Origin of the sequence: Vagococcus jeotgali, assembly GCF_035918315.1 — a bacterium.
In the GTDB taxonomy this organism is placed as follows: domain Bacteria; phylum Bacillota; class Bacilli; order Lactobacillales; family Vagococcaceae; genus Vagococcus; species Vagococcus jeotgali.
The window spans coordinates 388,339-412,202 of sequence record NZ_CP142146.1; the positions used below are offsets into that span (position 1 = coordinate 388,339).

The window sequence follows — 23,864 nt, forward strand, 5'->3', positions numbered from 1 at the left end:
TTGTTGGTTATCTATATATAGTGTTAAATTAGCTTGTTAAAGACTGGTTATACACTGTATATAGTGTTTTAGGGTTGAAAAATTTATTGTTTCAGTTATACTATGAATTATGAATCAAAACCTCCAGTTCACACTGGAGGTTTTGATTGTGTTTAAGGATATCATCGCATTGTCAATTTAGTATAGGGGTGAATAACTTACATAAAAGAGTGTGACCTTTTATGATTGTTGAAAAATCATGTATAATGTTAACTAAGAACTTAACATGGAGGAGATACTTAATTTTGGAGCAAGTAGATAAACATTTGGAATTTGCAAAAATAAATAAAGATAAATTTATACTGAATCTTGTACAAGATAAAGAACCAGTAATAAATAAAGAAGCTATTTTTATGGCGGGTAGTCCAGGTGCTGGTAAAACAGAAGTTGTATCAAGTTTGACAGAAAATTATAAGAATTACGTCGTTATTGATGCCGATTACTTTAGAACTCAATTTCCAGAATATAATGGCAAAAATTCAAGTCTATTTCAAAAAGGATCGTCGTGGTTAGTTGAACAAACTTTACGATATGTATTGGAAAAAGGTTACTCATTTATCTTGGATGCGACATTTGCGGTTCTCAGTGCTGATAAAAATATAAAACGAGCATTAAAGAGTAAGTATTCTATTTCAATTTTTTATGTGTATCAGCAACCAGAAATAGCATGGAACTTCACGAAAAAGAGAGAACAAGTTGAAGGTAGATTAGTACCAAAAGAAACTTTTATCAATGCATTTTTTAAGTCAAGAGAAAATATAGAAAAAGTAAAGGAACGGTATCCTGAAATCATGTTAAATATCATTGTGAAGGATTATCAAAATAATATATCCGAGACTCATTTTTCAGCAGACAATATTGAACTATTTCTACCATTAAAATACACAAGAGAAGAATTGGAGGAGCACATTCATGAGTGAAAAAGAAGAAGTGAAACAAATTGTCGATAAATATAATCAGAGCATTATTCAATTACTTGAAAATGGAACGATAAAAGAAGCTAAAACTGTCTTTAAACATGTAGCAGATGAATCTAATCGTAAGCAAAGGAAATTAGTAGGGTTGGAAGAATAAATTAAAAGAGAAACAACATGGGGTAAAACTGGTGTTTGTTTCTTTTTTTATACAATAGTTTAGTTGAGTCAGAAGTATAATTGAAGCATTAGGTTCAGGCGTCATAATGTCTCATTAGTGATTTTTTATCACTGATAGGATTGTTATGTAGGAGGAGTTTTAATTGTAAAAAATAGCAATAGGATTGAAATTCAACTAGATATTTTACGCTATCGATCCAGAGCTTAATTTGATAACGCCGATTATAAAATTATACAAATTGTATACAAAATATAAATTTAGTGATATGTCCTTAATTATAAAAAAGCAATTGTTTTAAAGAAAATAGGTTGCGTCAAGAATTATGGGTTGCGTCAAGAATTATGTGTAAATGGAAAATCCATTCCATTTACACATAATTCTTGACGCAACCAACGAAATACAGATAGACCTAAATATAGTCTGCAATCATCTATATATATTGTCTCTTTATTGTCAAAAATATTGTAAAACAGTTATCTAAACGCTATCAATCAGTTATAATAGAAGATAATAATCAAATGTAACGACTGAAAAAATTTTGAGGATGATTAGAAGATGCTAAACGAAAAAAATATTACATCTAAAAATGAAAACGATACAGAGCAACCTATCTCAATACGCGAAAAAATGCCAGAAATATTAAAAATACTTTTAATAGATAGAACAAAATCAACAGCAGCTAAAACTAAAAATATTATATGGGCCACGGACCATTATATTCAGTATGGTCTCCCTGACTATGCAGAAACCTCTCCAATCCATCCTGATCTTGTTAAAGGTATCATGGGTAAAATTATTGTTCCTCGAGCTTTAAAAGCGGAACATGTCAAAAAAGATAGAACTAAGACAAAAGCTGAGGTTTTTACTCCTACTTGGATTGTAAAAAAACAAAACGATGAAGTCGATAAAAGTTACCAGGAAGATGATTTTGAAACCTATATAAAGCGAAAATGGCTAGAGATAACATGTGGTGAGGCACCTTATATGGTTACAAGGTATGACATGGAAACAGGAGCAACGATATCTTTAGAAAAACGTGTGGGATTTGTAGATCGAAAACTAAAGAGAATTAGTCAAAATATAGCTTGTGAAGACGAATGGCATAAATATGCTATTTTGGCTTATCAATCAAGTTACGGATTTGAGTGGAGTGGCGACTCTCTTTTATTAGCTAGAGAAAATTTGTTAGAAACCTATATTGATTATTACGAAGACAAGTTCAGCGTATTTCCATCCAAGGAAAATATTCATCAAATTGCTGAAACCATTAGCTATAATGTGTTTCAAATGGATGGATTAAAATATATTATACCACTGAGTGAAACACGAGAAAAAAATATCAAAGCACAGCTCTCTTTATTTGATGATGAACCATTGGAAGAGGAGTGGATTATAAAACCAGGTAAACGTGTAAAAATTATGAATTGGGAGACCAATAAAATGGAATTTTTTGATAAGGGGATCAAATAATTATGGATATTACAACAAAAATTAAAACAACTAAAACCATTCATCCGCAAATATATGCCTATGTGTTACCAGAAATACCTGAAAAAAAAGGCTGGGTCAAAATTGGTTACACTGAAAAAGAAAACGTTCATGATCGAATTAAGCAACAAGTTAAAACAGCAGCAATGAATTTATCTTATAAAGTATTATGGCATGAGCCAGCGCAATATGAAAATGGGGAATACTTTAAGGATTATGCTGTTCATTCGTACTTAACAAAATACAAACAAGTTGAGCGACATGCTGATAAAGGTAGTGAATGGTTCTTTTACAACGGCACACCAGAGAAATCGAAATCTGATTTTTTAGATTTCAAATCTGGGAAAATAGACCAAGCAAAAGAAAAAAGAAGCTACCAATTAAGAGCGGAGCAAGAACAAGCAGTTACGCAGACATTGAATTATGCATCCAATCATCCAGAAGGTGAATTTTTATGGAATGCTAAACCAAGGTTTGGTAAAACTTTAACAACGTATGATTTTATCCGTAAAATGGATGCAACCAATGTATTGATTGTTACCAATCGTCCAGCTATTGCACATTCATGGTTTGATGACTTTGAAACATTTATTGCCGGACAGACATCATATCGTTTTGTGTCAACTTCAGATACTTTAAAAAACCGACCTGTTTTAAGTCGTGAACAATTTATTGAAGAAGTAGAAAATGATGCTGATGCTAAACAAATCGCCTTTATATCGTTGCAAGATTTAAAAGGTTCTATCTCATTTGGGGGCAGTCATGAAAAATTAAAGTGGGTCAAAGATTTATCATGGGATGTTTTGGTTATTGATGAAAGTCATGAAGGTGTGGATACACTTAAAACAGACGTAGCATTCAATGAAATAAAAAGAGGATTTACTCTACATTTATCAGGAACGCCGTTTAAAGAAGTCGCATCTGGAAAGTTTTCAGAAGCTCAAATCTATAATTGGACATATGCTGATGAACAGCAAGCAAAACAAGATTGGGATGAAACATCAGAATTGAACAATCCTTATGAAAAATTGCCTAAATTAAATATGTTCTCATACCAAATGGGTCCTATGATTGTAGATGAGGTTAAAAAAGGTGCGAACATTGATGGTAAAGACACAGATTATGCGTTTGATCTGAATGAATTTTTTGAAACCAATGATTCAGGTAAGTTTGTACATGAGGCAGATGTTTTAAAATGGTTGGATTCATTGACACGAAATGAAAAATATCCGTTTTCTACATCTGAATTGAGAAATGAATTAAAGCATACGTTTTGGTTGTTAGATCGTGTAGCGAGTGCCAAAGCACTTGAAAAATTACTAAAGAAGCATGCAGTTTTTGAAAACTATACGATTGTGTTGGCAGCAGGTGATGGTAAATCCGATGATCATACTGTTATTAGTGAGAAAGCGCTAGAACGTGTTAAAAAAGCAATCAAAGATAACGAAAAAACAATAACACTTTCTGTAGGACAGTTAACAACAGGGGTAACAATTCCTGAGTGGACAGCGGTATTAATGCTATCTAATATTCAGTCGCCAAGTTTGTATATGCAAGCTGCTTTTAGAGCACAAAACCCTTGGGAATATGAATTAAATGGCGCATTTAAACAAAAAGAAAATGCTTATGTATTCGACTTTGCACCAGAACGTACTTTGACTATTTATGATGAGTTTGCCAATAGTCTATCTAAACGTACAGCACAGGGTGCCGGTACATCCGATATGCGTTCTGAAAACATCCGGACATTACTGAATTTTTTCCCAGTTATCGCAGAAGATAGTGAAGGTAAAATGGTAGAGCTAGATGTGAACCAAGTCTTGACAATACCTAAGACCATTAAAGCTCAAGAAGTTGTAAAAAGAGGCTTTATGTCCAATTTACTATTTCAAAATATATCAGGTATTTTTGCTTCAACTGGTGCACGTGAGATACTGGAACAGTTAAATCCAGTCGATACTGGCAAAGTGACACCACGTCAAACTAGTGAGCCTATTGATACCAAAGAAATAGAATTAGATGATGTCGGTGAGGTTAAAATTAACGTATCTGATGTTCAAGAGAAAACTGAAGTCATCTTTGGAAATAAAGTGTATGAAGAGAGCATCCAAAAAATTTCAGATAAAGCTGGACAAGTGCCAGACCCTAAAATTTCTAAGACTGTAGTTAAAGAGATTACAAATCTGATTCAAACTCCTTTGACAGCAGTGGCTAAAGAGCAAGGTTTAACCCAAAAAGCAGGCGCAAGAGTGGTGCAAAAAAATGTGCAAGAGATTGAGCGTGCTGTAGAAATGATTTATCAACAAGAAGCCATTAAATCTAAAGAACTAGCTAGCGAGTACCAAGAGCAGTTAAAAGAGGCTTCTGATGATGCTAGCCTTCTTGCTGAATACACATCTGAATATGAAACAAAAAAATTACAGAATGAAAAACAGTTTCAGCATCAACTAAAAGAAACGATTGAAGAAAAGACACAAGAAGTGGTTGAAAAATCTGTTAAAGAGGTTGTCAAACAAGCTGAAACAAATAAAAAGAATGATGTGGAAGATGATGTTCGTGCGCGTCTAAGAGGTTTTACAAGAACCATCCCTTCATTTTTAATGGCATACGGTACTCCAGAAACAACGCTTGATAATTTTGATGAAACGATTGAAGACCATGTGTTTAAGGAAGTCACAGGGATTACATTGGAACAATTTCGGTTATTACGCGATCAGTATCATTTTTTTGATCCAGTTGTTTTCAATGAATCCATACAAGAATTTTTAAATAAAAAGAAACAGTTAGCAAATTATTTTGATGAGACTCAAACGGAAGATATCTTTGATTACATTCCACCACAAAAAACCAATCAAATCTTTACACCAAAAAAAGTCGTTAAAATGATGGTGGACCAACTAGAGAAAGAAACACCTGGTTTATTTGAAAATCCAGATAAAACATTTGCGGATTTGTATGTAAAATCAGGGTTGTATTTAACTGAAATTGTAAAGCGATTGTATGTAGGGTTAGAAGAGAAGATTCCCGACTCAGATGAGCGACTAAAACATATTTTAGAGAATCAGATTTATGGGTTTGCACCCACAGAAATCATTTATAATATTGCGCGTAACTTTATTTTTGGTTTTAATGAACAGATTAAAGATATTGATGACTCACACATTGTTTTATTAGATACAACACCGTATGCGAAAGGTGAGACAAGTATGACACTAGAAGAAAAATGCGATCAACTATTTGGAGGTAATGACGAATGAAATTTGATGTAGTAGTGGGAAATCCCCCTTATCAGGAATCGAGACAAGATACTCGTGATGAGGCAATCTATAACTATTTTTACGATTTATCTAAAGAAATATCTAATCAGTATTGTTTGATTTCACCAGCTAGATTTCTTTTTAATGCAGGTAGTACAGATAAAAATTGGAATAAAAAAATGTTAAATGATCCTCACTTAAAAGTAGTATATTACAATCAAAAATCCAGTGAAGTATTTGCTAATACTGACATTAAGGGTGGTATTACGGTAATTTATAGAAATGACCAAAAAGATTTTGGAGAAATTGGAACATTTACTAGTTTTGAAAATCTTAACTCTATTGTTAAAAAAGTTGAGATGAAATCCGATCAAACAATTGATGCAATTATATCTGGACAGGGAGTTTATAAATTTACTAACAAGATGCATCATGATTACCCTGAGGTTCGAAATATCTTATCTAAAAGTCATCCTAACGATGTGGGGACAGGTGTTTTGGGTACACTTGATAATATTATATTTTTCCAATCAAAACCAAACGACGAATTTGATTATATTCAAATTTTAGGACGCTATAAAAATGAGCGTGTATGTCATTGGGTAAGAAAAGATTATATAAATGAACCAATAGGATTTGATAAATACAAAGTTATTTTACCAAAAGCCAATGGATCAGGAGCAATCGGAGAGGTTTTGAGTACACCACTGATTGGAGAACCACTGATTGGTTTTACACAAACTTTTATTTCAATAGGTGCTTTTGATAGTTATAGTGAAGCAAATAAAGTTTTAAAATATATAAAATCTAAATTTGCTAGAACTATGCTTGGTGTTTTGAAAATAACACAAGACAATCCAAAAGACAAATGGGCTAAAGTTCCAATGCAAGACTTCACAGATAATTCTGACATAGATTGGTCTCAGTCTATTCCTGATATTGACCAACAGTTGTACAAAAAATATGGGTTAGAACCAGACGAGATTGAATTTATTGAATCAAAAGTAAAATCTATGGATTAAATCAGTAAAGGTTATGGGTTGGAGAGATGCGTTTATTTAAGTATAGGGTTGGAGGAGAATAAAATGAAAGCTGATACGGTACATTTTTTTAAATTTTTAGAACAGAAGAATACAATTTTTAACATTCCTGTCTATCAACGTAACTATGAGTGGTCGACACAACAATGCAAACAATTAATCAAAGATATTGAAAAAATCATAGAGAGTGATTTTATGATTACTCATTTTTTAGGGACTATTGTATATGTAAATGATACGGGTCCACAGTTGAGTCATTATTATAATATCATTGATGGTCAGCAACGTATTACTAGTTTTATGCTCTTTTTAAGAGCAATAGCATCTGTGACGGATGATCAGTTGCTAAGAGATGAAGTGATAGAAGACTATTTAAAAAACTTGAGACACTCAGAAAATGATCACCTAAAGCTAAAGTCAATTGAAAAAGATCGGATTGCGTTTAAAGCAATTATGGAAGATCAAGTAGGTCAAGGGTCTAAGCTGTATGAAAATTATGAGTTCTTCAAAAAACATATTACAGAGTCAGAGTACACTGCTCAGCAATTCTTTGATGCGTTAAGCAAAGTTCAAATTGTCTATATCGAATTAAATGGTAATGATAAAGGCGAAAATCCACAAGTTATTTTTGAAAGTATCAATTCAACAGGGCTATCATTGACCTCATCGGATTTGATTCGTAATTTTTTATTGATGGGTATGGATTACGAAGCTCAGACAAGATTGTATCATGATTATTGGGTTAAGATTGAGTCAAGAATTCCAACCAACCAAATTTCTACTTTTATTCGCTTCTTTTTGACCTTTAATACATCAAATGTTGTCACAGAGGGGCGAGTGTACCAAGAATATAAGCGTTTTTTTGAGGAGAATCAATTAGATTCTGAGACAGCCATACAAGAGTTAACTCTATACTCGTTATACTATCAATGGTTGAATGAAGAACAAATTCCAAATGGTAACGTTAATGCGCATTTAAAACATATTAATGCGATGAAAGCGACAGTTGTCTATCCTTATTTAATGAAAGTTTTAAAATATACAGATGATGGTCTTTATAGTTGGGATGAGACACAATTAATCTTTGAAACCATTGAGTCTTATTTGTTTAGACGGTCTGTTACTGATAAAAAAACGAATGTACTAAACAAAGTTTTTGCAGCTTTATCACGAGACGTTTCACAGCAAAATGAATCAGAACGCTTAATTCATGAACTTCTAAGTAAATCTGGAAATCAGGTGTTTCCAAGAGATGATGAATTTATAGAAGCTCTGTCACGTACTGATTTGTATAATCGCCGCAATAACATAGCTAAATTAACTTTAATGGGTATAGAATCTCTAAACAACAAAGAAAATGTCGAGTATGACTCTATCCAAATTGAACATATTTTACCTCAAGAATTAAGCAATGAATGGAAAGTAGAGTTAAAAAATGCTCAAATGATTCAAATGAAATACTTACATACACTAGGTAACTTGACTTTAACAGGATATAATTCAGAACTTTCAAACAAAACGTTTGCTGAGAAGAAAATGACGTATAAAGACTCTAATATTTCAATGACTCGAGACCTATATCAAGATTATGCGACATGGGATGAACAATCTATCATTTCTCGTGCTAAAAAATTAAGTGCATTAGCAACATCTATATGGGTTTTACCCCATACAAGTGAATCAAAAGAGATTGTTTCTTTATCTGGAGAGCACTACTTAGATGAGGAAGTCAACATAACAGGCAGTAAACCGAGAGCGCTATCTATTTTAAATCGAGAGTTTAAAGTGGATAGTTGGAAAAAAGTATTGATGATTTTCCTAGATTTTGCTTGGGAGAAGGACAGTCAGACTTTTGAGGTTCTAAAAAGGAAACAATCCTTAAATCGCTTATTTAATTCATCAGATCCTAAAAGTCCAGGGAAATTATCAAATGGTTTGACAGTAGAGACTAATTTTAGTGCCGAAAGCATGCTGTCTATTGTAAAGATTATCGCAAAAGAGTATGAAGTTTATGATGACGTGAGTTATGTGATTTAGATGAACTAATACCAACTGGCGACAAAGTAGAGAACGTAAAGTCGTAGAAGCATTTGCAGATGAGTGGGGAATAGACGATAACATACTAGAACGCTCGTTGTCTAACTATTCGCTATCGAATCATGCGGAGGCTCCTTACATTGAAGAACTGATTAGAAGTGTTGAGTTTAACAAAGCTAAGAATCAAGATGCAGGTAACAAATTACGTCATAATATGATTTTGAAAAAAAGAACTTCCAAAGTGGATGTCAGAGATTAAACAGAAGTATGATTCGCAATAAAAGGGGAACGAGTTACTGAATTACTTTACAGAATTTTCCGAACGGGAAAGCCCATGGTTTTAATCGTGGGATGATAGTGAGGTGGTGATGTGGGTTCTCTTTTAGAGGACTCGAAGAACCAAATCCTCTCTATCTTTTTTTTAACAATTAATGTATGTCCTGTTGATTAACATACATTTCCGTGCTAATATTAGCTTATGGAAGAATACAGAAGAACTAAAACAACTGTGAGTTTAATCAACTATCATTTTGTGTTTTGCCCCAGATACAGACGTAAAATATTTTTAAATCAACATTTAGATGTTAGATTTAAAGAATTGGTAGGTCAGATTGCTGAAAAATATGATTTCAATATAGTGGCGTTAGAGACTGATAAAGACCACTGTCATCTTTTCATAAATGCACTACCTACTTATAGCCCTGCTGATATAATGGCGAAAATTAAAGGAGGGACATCAAGGCAACTACGTGATGAATTTTCAGAACTAAAGGCAATGCCTAGTTTATGGACACGTAGTTATTTCGTATCAACAGCTGGGAATGTATCTAGTCAAACAATTAAGCGATACGTTGAAAATCAAAGAAAGGGGTGATTAACATGAGTCAAGCTATGACCGTCAAAATAAAATTAAACCCAAATGAATTAGAAGAGGAGTTAATCACTCTTTCTTCTTTAACGTACATAAAGACTGTAAACTCGCTTGTTTCCGAAATGGTAAAGTCCAAAGAAACAACTAAAAAATCATCTAAAGATATTAAAGCACCATTAAATAGCTCTGTTAAAAATCAAGCTATTCGTGATGCTAAATCAGTCTTTAAAAAAGTAAAGAAGGACAACTTTAAAAAAGTTCCTATTTTAAGGAAACCAGTTATCATATGGAATAACCAAAATTTCACCATCTGCGAACATGGTATCAAAATGCCTTTTATCGTAAATGGAAAATCTGAAAAGATTGAAATATCAGCCATCATTTCTGATTATGAGCGTTTATTATTGAATAGAGCTAGTAAGGTTGGAACTCTTCGAATCACTAAAAAAGGTAATAAATACATTGCCCAAATTGCTGTTGAAATACCAGAACCAATTAATACGTCAGTTAAAACAATGGGTGTTGACTTAGGTATTAAAATACCAGCTGTATGCTGTACTAATGATAATGAAGTAAAGTTTATCGGCAATGGTAGAATGAATAAATATGTAAGACGTCAATACAACGCTAGAAGAAAAGAATTAGGTAAGGCTAAAAAAATAAACGCTTTAAAAAAATCAAATAACAAAGAGCAACGATGGATGGCAGACCAAGACCATAAAATTAGCCGAGATATTATTGATTTCGCTATTCAAAAAAATGTTGGAATCATTCGATTAGAAAAACTCGCTAATATCCGTAAACAGACAAGAAAAAGTCGTAAAAACAACCGCTCATTAAGTAATTGGTCATTCTATCGGTTAGCTTCTTATATTGAATATAAAGCTAAGTTAGTTGGTATTAAAGTGGAATATGTTAATCCAGCCTATACAAGTCAACGTTGTCCAAATTGTGGACACATTAATCATGCAAAAGACCGTAAATATGATTGTTCTAATTGTCAATATACTGGCCACCGTGATATTGTCGGTGCTAAAAATATCATTTATGCACCTGTACTTGATGGTAATAGTCAAGTAGCCTAAATAGTTATAGACTCTGATTTAGGACGGGGTATTGGCATACCCTTAGCTTTAGGTTAGTACAAAACAGAAATGGACTGCGTACGTTATAACACTAGAGAATCCCACCTCAATCACCACGTGATTAGGCTTGCGACTTTAGTCGTGGGAGTGTCAAAATTCATCTAACTAATAATCAAAGGAGAGATGATAGGATGGCAACAACGAATGAAAAAGCGATATTTGCAGGTGGGTGTTTTTGGTGTATGGTGAAGCCTTTTGATGAGCATCCTGGTGTTGTTTCTGTCACATCAGGTTACACGGGAGGTCACGTTGAAAATCCAACTTATGAACAAGTCAAAACTGGGATGACTGGTCACACGGAAGCCGTGGAGATTGTCTATGACCCAAGTATTTTATCTTACAAAGATTTAGTAGATATTTACTGGCAACAAACAGACCCAACGGATGCTTTTGGTCAATTTGCAGATAGGGGAGACTCATATCGTCCAGTGATTTTCTACTCAAATGAGGAGCAAAAAGAAATAGCTGAGGAATCAAAACGATTACTTAATGAAAGTGGTAGATTTCAAGATCCAGTGGTGACGACGATTGAAGCAGCTGAAGTCTTTTATCCGGCTGAGGAGTATCACCAAGACTTTTATAAAAAGAATAACTCACATTATACCTCGTATCATCAAGGGTCAGGCCGAGCTGGTTTTATTGAAGAAAATTGGGATTAGATTGAATGATAAATGTAAATAAAAAGCTATCTGGAGCAAATTCCAGATAGCTTTTATTTTTTAATGAGTGGTCCCAACGTTTAATGTAATATCATCTTCTGTTGTGACAGCAGCTTCAATAGCGTGTTCTAAAGATTTAGCTATTGTGTCTAGTGACATAGATGCTGTAGTGGCAGATTGTTTGATAACTTGTCCAGTTTCAAATGGCACGTGGATGAATCCACCTTTAATGTCTGGGTGTTTGTGTGCCAAGTGATACAGTAAGTTATACATGATTTCATTACAAACAAAAGTGCCAGCTGAGTAAGAAATAAAAGCTGGTAAGTTGTTGTCATGAACCTGTTTTACCATAGCTTTAATTGGTAATGTGCTAAAGTAAGCAGCAGGACCATCTTCTTGGACGGGTGTACCTAGTGGTTGGTTGCCTTTATTATCTGGAATTCTTGCTTCAATTAAATTAATAGCTACAGCTTCAACTGAGATTGACGGGCGACCTCCAGCTTGTCCCACGCAAATCACGATATTTGGATTGTGTGTTGCGATGGCTTCTTGCACTTTGATACTACTTTCTCCAAAGACAGTAGGCACTTCGATTTTAATAATCTGGGCTCCTGCAATAGTATCAGGTAATAATTTTACTGCTTCATAAGCTGGGTTAACTGATTCCCCGCCGAATGGATCAAATCCTGTTATTAATACTTTCATCATTAATACTCTCCTTTTTAACTAAATATAATCATGTAAATAACTTGAACAACTAACATAAATAAGGCGATGACCATTTGGTTTTTAATGACACCGTATTTATCTTTCATATCTAAAATAGCCACAGGAACCACGTTAAAGTTAGCTGCCATTGGTGTCATTAATGTCCCAGAAAATCCGCAAGTTAGAGCAACCATTCCCACCAAGGCTGGATCTGCTCCGTAAGCTAAAACAAAAGGTCCACCAATTCCAACTGTCATTACTGTAATGGCTGCAAAAGCGTTACCCATAATCATGGTAAACAAGACCATACCAATGGCATAAATGATGATTCCAAGTGTCAAGTTTCCAGCAGGTATAACACGGCTCACACCACTTGAAATCACCTCACCGACACCGGCTGCAGTAAACACGGCACCTAGAGAGGCTAGTAACATAGGTAACATAGATAAAGGTCCAATGGTTCCAAGCATATCCACAGCATCATAAAAGAACACTTTTGGCTTGTTGTCTTTGGATAAAATCATTAAGATAATAATGGATAAGACAACACCAATCCCTACCCCAACTAAAGCACCTAGTTTCGTTGTGAGCGCCACGATAATCGCCACACCACCAATCGAAAGTGCTGGGATAAATATTTTTAGTCCAATATTATCTGCTGCTTTTTTCATGTATTCTTTGGTTGCAGTATGACTCTTTCCTTTTGTCACGCGACCTAATATGGCAGGTAAGGTCATGACTAAAATGATGATGCCAGTTATCATACTTGGAATCCATCTACCAAACCCAATGACAAGCCCCATCGTTGTCCAAAAAACTCCTGATCCTAGAGAATTTTTATTGCTTTTATCTGCAAAGTTATAAATCCCTGTTCCAATGGCAACAAGCCCCATGACCATATAGATTATTTCTAAAAGTTTATCTCCTAGTAAAATATCATTATTTAGAAAAAAATTCATGTTATTTCACTTCCTTTTCTTGTTGGAAATATTGCTTGATTAGTCGTTTATTTTTAAAGTGGAAGTATACACAAGCTGCCACAAGAGCAATCAAGGCAATTGGAATTTCAACGATCATCAGTCTGACAAGAGTCACGTCATACCCTAAACTAGCTAAAGTAGATTGAACCAGTAAAGCGCCGGCCCCTCCGATAAATAAGTTTTGACCAAAGAACCATGTGATGTTTTCCATGGCAGCAGCCATCCCTTTTAATTCTTCTGAATAAGTATCGTTTTTTTCAAAACCTTGTGATTCGGTTGTCCCGTCCATCATTGGATAAACAATCGGACTAACAAACCCAGCTACCCCACCAAAACTCACGTTAAATGCTGCAAAAACCGTTCTAAAGACACCATAAATAGAAACAATCCCACTAGCATTCACTTTTTTGACTTTTTGAATCATACGAACAGATGATTCTTTTAAACCATTTCGCTCTAGTGTTCCAGTCACTAACATGATGATAATGAAAATCGCCATCCCTCTGTTAGCGACAAAACTAGAACCTAATATATCTAACATTGCCGTAAAACCCATGCCACTAGCTAATGCTGTTGCAATCATAGCCACAACAACGATTAAAATGGAGTCTAATTTAAGAGCAAAACCGACAATAACGATTAATAGACCAATTAGACTAAGTACATTTGAATCCATAATACTAAACCTCATTCTTTCTAAAATATAATGTAAAAAATAACACATATAAATATTTTATCATTATTTTTTCATTTGTCTATTGATAGTTTTTTTGGGTTTTAAAAGAGCATATGAGATTTTTATATTTTTTAAAATGACGGAAAAATGACATCAAAAATTGAATTATAAGTATCTAATATCATGACTTATTAGTGAATTAAACTAACTTTTTGGTGAAATAGTAATGGTATTTATTTCTTTCTCATATAAAAGTTAATCGTTATATTATAATTAGATAGCCAATTAGTCATTAAAGAAGAGAGCTTACAAAGGAGTAGAATTAGGTTAAGTATTGTTTAGTATCGTAGGTAGCTTAAGAAGTAAGATAGATACAGTGGGATATAAAAGCTATCGCTATAAGTGGTGAATATCATAGTATTAAAAATCTAGTTACTTCGTTATTGTCAGTTATTAAAGAAATTTTGAGTGAATTTACCAAATCAAGAAATCAGAGTGTTAGAAGAGAGGGGGGATTTTTATTGTTCTAAGCTATCGCTTGAAACATATGATTTAGGCTCTTTCTCAAATCACATTGATAAGATAAAGAGCCTAAATAAATTTGTAAAAATGATGTTTAAAAATTATTCAACTGTGACACTTTTAGCTAAATTTCTAGGTTTATCAACATCTAACCCTTTTTGTAAACTAGCATAATATGCTAAGAGTTGCAGAGGAACAACACTGATAAGTGGGGAGAGAAGAGCGTTAACATTTGGTAAAATAAGACTATCAGATTCTCTACCTAACTCATCTGACACGATGGTAATGACATTAGCTCCTCTACTTTCGACCTCTTTAGCATTTCCTCTTGTATGTGCAGCAGTGGTATCATTGGTTATTAAGGCGATAACAGGTGTTCCTTCCTCAATTAGAGCAATGGTTCCATGCTTCAATTCTCCAGCAGCAAAGCCTTCAGCTTGTATATAAGATACTTCTTTTAATTTTAAAGCTCCCTCTAGAGAAACGGCATAGTCGATTTCTCTACCAATAAAGAAAGCATTTGGTGTTTCTGTGAGATAGTCTTTACTCAAATTAGAAATAATTTCTTTTTCACTTATTAAGGAATCCATAGCAGCTGCAACTATTCCCATCTCATGAATAATATCGAATTGTTTTGCTTTGGCTACTTCTTTTGATTCACCTACTCCTTTTGCAAGATATGCCATAACTGCTATTTGTGATGTATATGCTTTAGTAGAGGCAACTGCAATCTCAGGTCCAGCATTTAATAGTAATGTATAATTTGCTTCTCTAGAAAGGGTCGATCCTTTCACATTAGTAATTGTTAGTGAGGGATGATTTAATTGATTGACTTTAACTAAAACCTGTCTACTATCAGCTGTTTCTCCACTTTGGGTTAGAAAAATAAAAAAAGGTTTTTTAGAAAGGACGGGCATGTCATATCCCATCTCACTTGCTAGATGAACTTCGACTGGAATATTAGTTAGTTTTTCAATAATTGACTTTCCAGCGAGCCCAGCATGCCAACTCGTACCACACCCTACGATATAAACACGGTCACTCTCTTCGATTGTTTGAATAATGTTTGAATCGATAATTATTTTTCCATCTTTGTCAGTATAATCTTTAATGAGAGAGCGAATAACACCAGGTTGTTCATCTATCTCTTTTAACATATAAAAAGGATAAAGTCCTTTTTCTGTTTCAGATGCATCTAACTCAGTTATATAAGGTTGTCTATACTGTTTCTCTAGATTTTGGTCATAAATATTTAAACAATTAGGAGTAACAATAATACGTTCTCCATCCATTATTTCAATAAACTTATTTGTTTCATGAATCATTGCCATAGCATCACTACCAACATAATGGCAATTATTTCCGATACCTATTAAAAGAGGACTTTTATTTTTAGCAAGATAGAGCGTATCAGGTTCGGCTTCATTTATTAAAGCAATGGCATAGGATCCTTTAACCAATTTTAAAGTTTCATTTAACGTTTCTAAAGTATTTTTATGATTTTTACTAAATAGATCAATCAACTCAACTAAAATTTCACTATCTGTTTCACCACTTAACTCAATATCTGATAAGTACTCCTCTTTTAAATCCATATAATTTTCAATTACACCATTATGTACGAGACAAAAAAGTTTACTTTTAGATTGATGAGGATGAGCATTTTCTCTATTGGGTTCTCCGTGTGTTGCCCAATACCAGTTTTACCATTAGGAATATTTTTAGCTAATGATTTTAGTTCTTCTACACTACCAGGACATTTAACTAGAAAAGTATCAGCATCATCGGTAATGAAGATTCCGGCAGAATCGTAGCCTCTATATTCTAGTTTCTCTAAACTTTTAATTAAAATATTTTTTGTATTATTATTTCCCACTACTCCAATAATTCCACACATAATACCCCTGCTTTCCTTTAATTGGTCTATACATAAAAGTAATTGTGATTTTATTAACAATAGTGATTTTATAACATTTAAAGTTATAAGTCAATTAAAATTAATAATTGGTATAGCTGTATAAAAATGGCTATTAACTTTGGCACATTAGTTTGTGCCAAAGTTACCTCTACTATTTATTGAAAGCCTTTTATGTAAACGTTATGATTGATTTGAAGATAGGTTATAAAAAATAGGAGGTAGAAAAATGAATAATGAGATGGGTGAAAAGAAAAATCTAAAGGTAAAGGTTCAGCGTTTTGGTAGTCATTTATCTGGAATGGTAATGCCAAATATTGGAGCATTTATTGCCTGGGGAGTTATTACAGCACTCTTTATAGATACTGGATGGCTGCCAAATGAACAGCTAGCAACATTAGTATCGCCGATGTTAACATACTTATTACCATTGTTAATAGGGTATACAGGAGGTAATATGGTTCATGGTCAACGTGGAGCAGTCGTTGGAGCAATTGCTACCATGGGGGTTATTGTTGGTTCAGATGTACCAATGTTTATCGGAGCTATGATTATGGGACCATTAGGTGGCTGGTGTATCAAAAAATTTGATGAAAGCTTCCAATCTAAAATAAAAACAGGATTTGAAATGTTAGTAAATAATTTCTCATCTGGGTTAATTGGCTTTGCATTGGCAATAGTAGGTTTTTTTGGAATCGGTCCAATTGTAACAGGCTTAACACATATGATGGCCCAAGGAGTAGAGACCATTATTTCAATGCATTTATTACCATTAGCTAATATCTTAATTGAACCTGCAAAAATATTATTTTTAAATAATGCTATAAATCATGGGATATTAACACCTCTAGGAGCAGAACAGGTAGCTTCTACTGGGAAATCAATTCTATTTTTACTAGAAGCTAATCCAGGTCCTGGTTTAGGTGTGCTTCTAGCATTTACGTTTTTTGGTAAAGGATCGGCTAAATCATCAGCTCCTGGAGCAATAATTATTCAATTTTTAGGGGGAATCCATGAGATTTATTTCCCTTATGTCATGATGAAACCTGCATTGTTATTAGCAGTTATTGCTGGTGGAGTTTCAGGAACATTTACATTCCAATTGTTAGGAGCAGGTTTACAGGCAGCAGCTTCTCCAGGTTCTATATTTGCTATTTTAGCTATGACACCAAAAGGAACATACTTAGCAAACATTTTAGGAATTGTAGTTGGGGCAGTTGTATCCTTCTTGATTGCTGCAATAATATTGAAAGCTGATAAAAGTAGTGATGAGAATACATTTTCTGAAAGTCAAAAAGCTATGAAAGCTGAAAAAGCTCAAAGTAAAGGACAAATAGTAACAAAAACTAAAGGAAATATCTCAAATATTGATGATTCTATTACGAATATTATATTTGCTTGTGATGCCGGTATGGGCTCAAGTGCAATGGGAGCATCAGTTTTAAGAAATAAAGTTAAAAAGGCTGGTTTATCATTACCAGTTACAAATTCTGCCATTAATAATCTAGTAGATAGTCATGACACTTTAGTTGTAACACAAGAAGAATTATATGAAAGAGCAAGAAACAAAGCACCAAATGCAACTTTTATCACAGTATCTAATTTTATGGATTCTCCTAGGTATGATGAAATTGTTGATACTTTGTTGGGGAAAGATAATGAAAATGATTCAAAGTCTAATGTTATTTTGGACAATCAACAAACAAAAATAAGTAGTATTGGTGATGAGAAAAGTATAGTATTTGCGTATGAAGATAATGAAGGATCTGCGAATATGGGAGCAACCATGTTAAAGAAATTAATTAAAGATGAAGGTTTATCATGCTTAGTGGATGTGTTACCTATTACAGTTGCAGTAAATAAGGATGAAGGTTTATTGATTGTAAATGAAGATAACAAAAAATTAGTTGAAACGTATAAAGGGAATATTTTATTGGTAGATAACTTTGTAACAACAGAAAAATATGACTATATAATACAAGAATTAAAAAAATAGATAATAAAAGACATGATATTCTTTTTTACTTGTTTTATATAAGGAGGAGAGAAAATGTATTTTTCACCAAGAGAGCAAAATTTCTTGAAAGTTATGATTGATTATCCAGAAGGTGTCACAATACAAAAATTTCAAGACCTATTTAATATAAGTAAAAGAACAGTGTATCGAGAAATTTCTAGTATGGAGAAGTCCTTAAAGTTTCTTGATATACAGGTTGAAAAGCCTAGGGGTGAAGGTTATCAATTGATTGGCGAGGAAATTAATATCGAAAAATTATCTGCTTACTTGATGAATGAAAAGTTAGAAGTATTTGAAGATAATGTAGATAGACAAAGTGCCATTGCAGCAACTTTATTGCTGATGGATAAAGAGTGTAAAGTAGATAGTTTAGCCTTAGATTTTCAAGTTAGTTCTACAACGATTAAAAAGGATTTAAAATCGATTGAAAAAAGTTTATCTGACTTTTATTTAGAGTTACAACGAAATAAAGGAATAGGTGTTAAGATATCAGGTTTAGAAAAAGGCCGAAGACAACTGCTTGGAAATTTGTTGTTTAATGGAATTAACGAATATGATTTTTTTAACTTTCTAAATAATAAATCTGAAGAACATTCTAGGATAAGTGGCAATTTCTTTTTTGGATTGATTGATAACGACTATTTATTTTTAGCAAAACATTTATTGTTTTCGATTGATGATGCATATAGTGAGAAGATAACAGATAACCAACTCCAGTATCTACTTATCGTTTTATGTATCTCTCTTCAAAGGATTGAGACTCAACAATTTATTGACAATGAATTTAAGGAGAGGCATGTAAAACCAGATACCATGCAAATCTCGAGTCAGATCCTTATGAAGGTAGCAAAACTTTGGAAAATTTCTATTCCTCCACAGGAAGTTAGATTTTTAGCTAGTCAATTTGAAGGGATCAACTATAAAAAAAACCAGACAATATTTATTGATAATTTTGATGTAGAGCTATTTTATAAGGTCAAAGAATTAATTAGATTAGTATCTAATGAAACGACTATTAATTTTCAAACAGATGAGAAATTATTTAATGATTTATTAGCACACATGACTTCTGCATTGAAACGTATTTTTTCAAGTATGCAAGATTCTGATAGACCTTTATTAAAAAAAATTCGTGACAAGTATCAAAAGCTAACAGTAGTTATTGAAAAAAAACTAATGGTAGTTTTTCCAGAACATATTTTTTCAAATGATGAACTAGGGTATGTTATTATTCATTTCGCAACATCTTATGAACGGAATCCAAATCGTTCATCGCTATCTGTTTTGGTCATCTGTTCTAGTGGTGTAGGCACATCAAAAATTTTAGAAAGTCGTATTAAAAAATACTTACCTGAATTTGAGAATATCTATATTTCTAAGATATCAGAAATGGCTAATATTGAATATAAAACATATGATTTAATATTATCGACTATTTTCTTGCCTGGTTTTACGTTAGATTACAAAGTAATATCCCCTCTTTTATTAGATGAAGAGATACAAGAAATAAAAACAATTATTGGAAATATTGAGACAAGTGATACAACTATTGCAACACCAGTAATATTTAATAAAGAAGCAATGACGTTTGAAGAAATATATGAAGAAGTTTATGTTGCGAATAATTTGTTGCAATCTTTTGTTTTAAGGAGAATTCCAGATTCAATTACCATAGAAGATACGATAAAGAATATTCTATTAACAATAGATAATACTTTTCTAGTTAATGTTGATGAGGTATTAAATTATGTTATTGAACGATATAAGGTCGCGCCAATAGGGATACCAAATAGTAATATTGCGTTGTTTCATAGTGCTAATAAATATATAAAAAAACCACTTTTTGGCATTTATGATTTAAGTACTTCTTTTGAAATTGAAGGAATGAATAGAAAAAACATTCAGATGAATAGAGTATTGTTACTTCTAGCACCTGATCCCATGAAAAAATCAGAAGAAAAGTTATTAGGTAAAATTAGTAGTTCTGTTATAGAAAATGATTTAAACCTTGAAATATACAAATTCGGAAACGAAAAGATGATATATGAATTATTAAGTTCATTGTTTGTAAAAGAGATAAAAGAAAATTGAAGAGGTGAGTAGATATGGAATTAAAAAAAGAAATGATACTACTAAATCAGCAGTTTGATAATAAAGAAGATGCAATAAGAGCCAGTGGTAGATTATTAGTTGAAAATGGTTGTGTAGAAAGTGAATACATAGAATCTATGATTGAGCGAAATGAAATGGTTTCTGTTTACATGGGAAACTTTATTGCCATTCCACATGGGACAGATGAATCTAAAAAATATGTAAAAAAAAGTGGTATTTCTATTCTACAAGTTCCTCAAGGTGTTCAATTTGGAGAAGATGATACGGAAGATGTAGCTATGATTATCTTTGGCATCGCTGGTGTGGGAGATGAGCACTTAGATATTTTACAAAAAATTGCTATTTTCTGTTCAAATATTGAGAATGTTATAAAATTAGCAGATGCAAAATCAAGTGAAGAAATTATTAAGTATCTAGAGGAGGTAGAGTAATTATGTTAAAAGCAGTTCATTTTGGAGCAGGTAATATTGGTCGAGGATTCATTGGTGAAATTCTATCTAAAAATGGATTTGAAATAGGGTTTGTTGATATTAATGACACCATTATAGATGAATTAAATAATAGAAAAGAATATCTAATTGAAATTGCTGATGAAAATCAAGAAAAAATAAAAATAGAGAATGTTTATGGAATCAATAGTTCTACACACCCTCAGGATGTGATTGATAATATTGCTGCAGCAGATATAGTAACAACAGCTATAGGACCAAATATACTCCCTTATATAGCAGAACTGATTGCTAAAGGTATTAAACAACGCCGAGTGAATAATAATACAAATAGTTTAGATGTTATTGCATGTGAAAATATGATTGGGGGAAGTCAATTTTTATATGATAAAGTATCAGAATATCTGGGTGATGATGATTTAGAATATGTTAATGAAATGATAGGATTTCCAAATGCCGCAGTAGATCGTATTGTTCCAATACAACATCATGATGATCCTTTATTTGTATCAGTTGAACCATTTTGTGAATGGGTAGTTGATGAATCTACTTTAAAAAATGAAAAGATTGAATTAGATGATGTAGAATATGTTTCGGATTTAGAACCTTATATCGAGCGAAAATTATTTTCTGTTAATACTGGGCATGCAACTGTAGCTTATACCGGGGCAAGTAAGGGATATAAAACAATTTTAGAGGCGATATCTGATATGGATGTATTGGAGCAACTGAAACATGTATTATCAGAAACAGGAAATTTATTGGTAGATAAGTGGGGATTTGATAAAGATGACCACAAACGATATATTGAAAAAATTATAAAACGATTTGAAAACCCCTATATTTCTGATGATATTAGTCGAGTGGCAAGAACACCAATTAGAAAACTAGGCTATAATGAACGTTTTATATGTCCCACTAGAGAATTAAAAGAAAGAGGTTTAGCTTATAACTATTTAATTGATACTGTCTCTAAAGTACTGCATTATCAGGACAAGGACGATGAGCAAAGTGTTGAATTACAAGAGATGATTAAAAATAACACAATTGAAGATGTTATAAGAAGAGTTACTGGGCTAGAGGATGAACATTTAATTAATCAAATTAAAGTAACTTATGAAAAAAATTAAATAAATAAGAAAATCATACTATCTTGATATGTTGCATTTATCGGCTCTTTGTCAAATCGGACTGATGAGGCAAATATTGAAGATGATGAATTTGAGAATTTTCTCAAATTTGGAGAGTGTAATATAAACCGTGTAAGTAACCTACCATCCTAGGTAGTGGGTTGCTTCGCGGTTTTTCTTTTTTTACAATAGATTAAAGGAGTGGTAAGTCATGACAAAAAAGAAAAAAGATCAAAAATCAGCGAAGTTAGCTCAATCAATTATTGATGCCTATCAACCAGAATCGGTTGAAGACATGCAAGAAGCCCTAAAAGATGTTTTTGGACCGATGTTTGAAGCAATGCTTCGTGGAGAATTAGATAATCATTTAGGTTATGAGAATCAGTCAAGACAAGAAAAAGAAACTCAAAACAGACGGAATGGATATGGAAATAAAAAATTAAAAACAAGTTTTGGTGAATTAGACATTCAGGTTCCTAGAGATAGAGACGCTTCTTTTGAGCCAGAAATTATTCCTAAAAGAAGCAGAGACGTTTCAAGTATTGAAGGAAAAGTTCTTTCTATGTATGCCAAAGGCATGAGTCAACGAGATATTGCCTCGACAATTGAAGATATTTATGGTTTTACTATTTCTCATGATATGGTGTCGGATATCACAGATCAAATATTACCAGAACTTGAGGAATGGCAAATCAGACCTCTGGCCAAATGCTATGCCTTCTTGTTTGTCGATTGTATGTATGTCACTCTAAGAGAAAATTATGAAGTGAAAGAATGTGCGGTGTATACAATTCTTGGTTATGATTTAAAAGGAAATAAAGAAATTCTAGGTCTTTGGCTAAATCAAACAGAATCGAAAAATAGATGGATGCAGATTTTTGATGAGATTAAAGAGCGTGGCGTTGAAGATATTTTGTTTATTTCAATGGATGGTGTATCAGGGCTTGAAAATGGAGCCAAAGCTATTTTCCCAGGTGTTGTCGTTCAACGTTGTCTGGTCCATTTAGTTAGAAATGCCCTTCGTTATGTGCCAAGTAAAAGTTATAAAGAGGTTTGTAAGGATATGAAGTCTTTTTACAGTGCCTCCTCTTTAAAAGCGGCTCAAACAGCTTTTGATACCTTTCAAACAAAGTGGGCAGTCTATCCTGGAGCTATTGATGTTTGGAAAAGAAATTTCCACCATATCGAACAATTATTTGATTACGGCTCAGCTATTCGAAAAATAATGTACACGACAAATGCTGTAGAAAGTGTTCACTCTAGTTTCCGCAAGGTAACTAAAAAAGGAGCTTTCCCTAATGAGAATGCCCTTCTTAAGCTATTATATCTTCGAGTGAAAGAACTTCAAAGTAAATGGGAAGGTGGGCATGTTCATAATTGGGCTATGGTGCTTAACCAATTAACGGTCAACGACTCTTTTTCAAAACGTGTCGAAAAATATAATCGTTACTAATCAAAATAAGTGAGACATATAAAATTTGACAACGAGTCTCTCGTCCTGCGATTTTTTATCGGGACAAGAGGTTTATTAAAAATACCCTCTTATTCCTAGAGATTATCACAGGACGACTCATTGTCAAATTGAGTTTCTATTTTTATTTTTAAGGAATTTACACACTTAACTTGACAAACCCAAATTAAGCTAGACAAATAAAAAAATCATTTGTGATACACTCAAATTGTCCAAATTGTATTCCCGACGAAAGAAAACAAGGAGAGTGATC

17 protein-coding genes and 1 pseudogene are annotated in these 23,864 nt (G+C 33.0%); 14 read left to right on the forward strand and 4 right to left on the reverse strand.

The window, feature by feature from the left end; all coding sequences use genetic code 11:
- Positions 1-284 precede the first annotated feature (284 nt).
- The 9 genes from VSF34_RS02070 to msrA all read left to right on the forward strand — a co-directional run bounded on the left by VSF34_RS02070 (position 285) and on the right by msrA (position 11,631).
- Complete coding sequence (locus VSF34_RS02070) at positions 285-959, forward strand: zeta toxin family protein (protein ID WP_326717453.1); 675 nt, start codon at positions 285-287, stop codon at positions 957-959.
- On the forward strand, positions 952-1,113 hold the full coding sequence (locus VSF34_RS02075) for a hypothetical protein (protein ID WP_326717454.1): 162 nt from the start codon (positions 952-954) through the stop codon (positions 1,111-1,113). The genes VSF34_RS02070 and VSF34_RS02075 overlap by 8 nt, the downstream gene beginning before the upstream one ends.
- Positions 1,114-1,689: 576 nt before the next feature.
- Positions 1,690-2,604: a restriction endonuclease gene (locus tag VSF34_RS02080; RefSeq protein WP_326717455.1), complete on the forward strand. Its 915-nt coding sequence runs from the start codon at positions 1,690-1,692 to the stop codon at positions 2,602-2,604.
- A 2-nt stretch (positions 2,605-2,606) separates the two neighbouring features.
- On the forward strand, positions 2,607-5,879 hold the full coding sequence (locus VSF34_RS02085; protein WP_326717456.1) for a DEAD/DEAH box helicase family protein: 3,273 nt from the start codon (positions 2,607-2,609) through the stop codon (positions 5,877-5,879).
- Positions 5,876-6,901: an Eco57I restriction-modification methylase domain-containing protein gene (locus VSF34_RS02090; RefSeq protein WP_326717457.1), complete on the forward strand. Its 1,026-nt coding sequence runs from the start codon at positions 5,876-5,878 to the stop codon at positions 6,899-6,901. Before VSF34_RS02085 ends, VSF34_RS02090 begins: the two co-directional genes overlap by 4 nt.
- Positions 6,902-6,964: 63 nt before the next feature.
- A complete protein-coding gene (locus VSF34_RS02095; RefSeq protein ID WP_326717458.1) occupies positions 6,965-8,956 on the forward strand; it encodes a DUF262 domain-containing protein in 1,992 nt (663 codons plus the stop codon).
- Positions 8,957-9,434: 478 nt separating this feature from the next.
- Positions 9,435-9,830: an IS200/IS605 family transposase gene (gene tnpA, locus VSF34_RS02100; protein WP_326717459.1), complete on the forward strand. Its 396-nt coding sequence runs from the start codon at positions 9,435-9,437 to the stop codon at positions 9,828-9,830.
- Positions 9,831-9,835: 5 nt separating this feature from the next.
- A complete protein-coding gene (locus VSF34_RS02105; RefSeq protein WP_326717460.1) occupies positions 9,836-10,912 on the forward strand; it encodes an RNA-guided endonuclease InsQ/TnpB family protein in 1,077 nt (358 codons plus the stop codon).
- A 191-nt stretch (positions 10,913-11,103) separates the two neighbouring features.
- Positions 11,104-11,631, forward strand: a complete 528-nt coding sequence (msrA, locus tag VSF34_RS02110; protein WP_326717461.1) for a peptide-methionine (S)-S-oxide reductase MsrA — start codon at positions 11,104-11,106, stop codon at positions 11,629-11,631.
- A 60-nt stretch (positions 11,632-11,691) separates the two neighbouring features.
- On the opposite strand, the gene pcp is transcribed toward msrA, so the two are convergent.
- The 4 genes and pseudogenes from pcp to glmS all read right to left on the reverse strand — a co-directional run bounded on the left by pcp (position 11,692) and on the right by glmS (position 16,414).
- Positions 11,692-12,336 (reverse strand): pyroglutamyl-peptidase I, encoded by a 645-nt coding sequence (gene pcp / locus VSF34_RS02115; protein ID WP_326717998.1) that lies wholly within the window; start codon positions 12,334-12,336, stop codon positions 11,692-11,694.
- Between the two features lie 17 nt (positions 12,337-12,353).
- Entirely contained in the window at positions 12,354-13,298 is a 945-nt protein-coding gene (locus tag VSF34_RS02120; protein WP_326717462.1) for a DUF979 domain-containing protein, read from the reverse strand.
- Position 13,299: 1 nt separating this feature from the next.
- A complete protein-coding gene (locus VSF34_RS02125; protein ID WP_326717999.1) occupies positions 13,300-13,995 on the reverse strand; it encodes a 5-oxoproline transporter, DUF969 family subunit in 696 nt (231 codons plus the stop codon).
- A gap of 623 nt (positions 13,996-14,618) precedes the next feature.
- Positions 14,619-16,414 (reverse strand): annotated as a pseudogene (gene glmS / locus VSF34_RS02130) (glutamine--fructose-6-phosphate transaminase (isomerizing)).
- A gap of 247 nt (positions 16,415-16,661) precedes the next feature.
- Here glmS and VSF34_RS02135 point away from each other — a divergent pair.
- The 5 genes from VSF34_RS02135 (at position 16,662) to VSF34_RS02155 (ending at position 23,593) form a co-directional block, all read left to right on the forward strand.
- Positions 16,662-18,428: a PTS mannitol transporter subunit IIBC gene (locus VSF34_RS02135; protein ID WP_326717463.1), complete on the forward strand. Its 1,767-nt coding sequence runs from the start codon at positions 16,662-16,664 to the stop codon at positions 18,426-18,428.
- A gap of 54 nt (positions 18,429-18,482) precedes the next feature.
- Entirely contained in the window at positions 18,483-20,540 is a 2,058-nt protein-coding gene (locus VSF34_RS02140; RefSeq protein ID WP_326717464.1) for a BglG family transcription antiterminator, read from the forward strand.
- Between the two features lie 14 nt (positions 20,541-20,554).
- On the forward strand, positions 20,555-20,992 hold the full coding sequence (locus VSF34_RS02145) for a PTS mannitol transporter subunit IIA (protein ID WP_326717465.1): 438 nt from the start codon (positions 20,555-20,557) through the stop codon (positions 20,990-20,992).
- Between the two features lie 2 nt (positions 20,993-20,994).
- Positions 20,995-22,140: a mannitol-1-phosphate 5-dehydrogenase gene (locus VSF34_RS02150; protein WP_326717466.1), complete on the forward strand. Its 1,146-nt coding sequence runs from the start codon at positions 20,995-20,997 to the stop codon at positions 22,138-22,140.
- 211 nt (positions 22,141-22,351) lie between these two features.
- Positions 22,352-23,593, forward strand: coding sequence for an IS256 family transposase (locus VSF34_RS02155; RefSeq protein ID WP_326717467.1), 1,242 nt, complete (start codon positions 22,352-22,354; stop codon positions 23,591-23,593).
- The last annotated feature ends 271 nt before the right edge of the window (positions 23,594-23,864 follow it).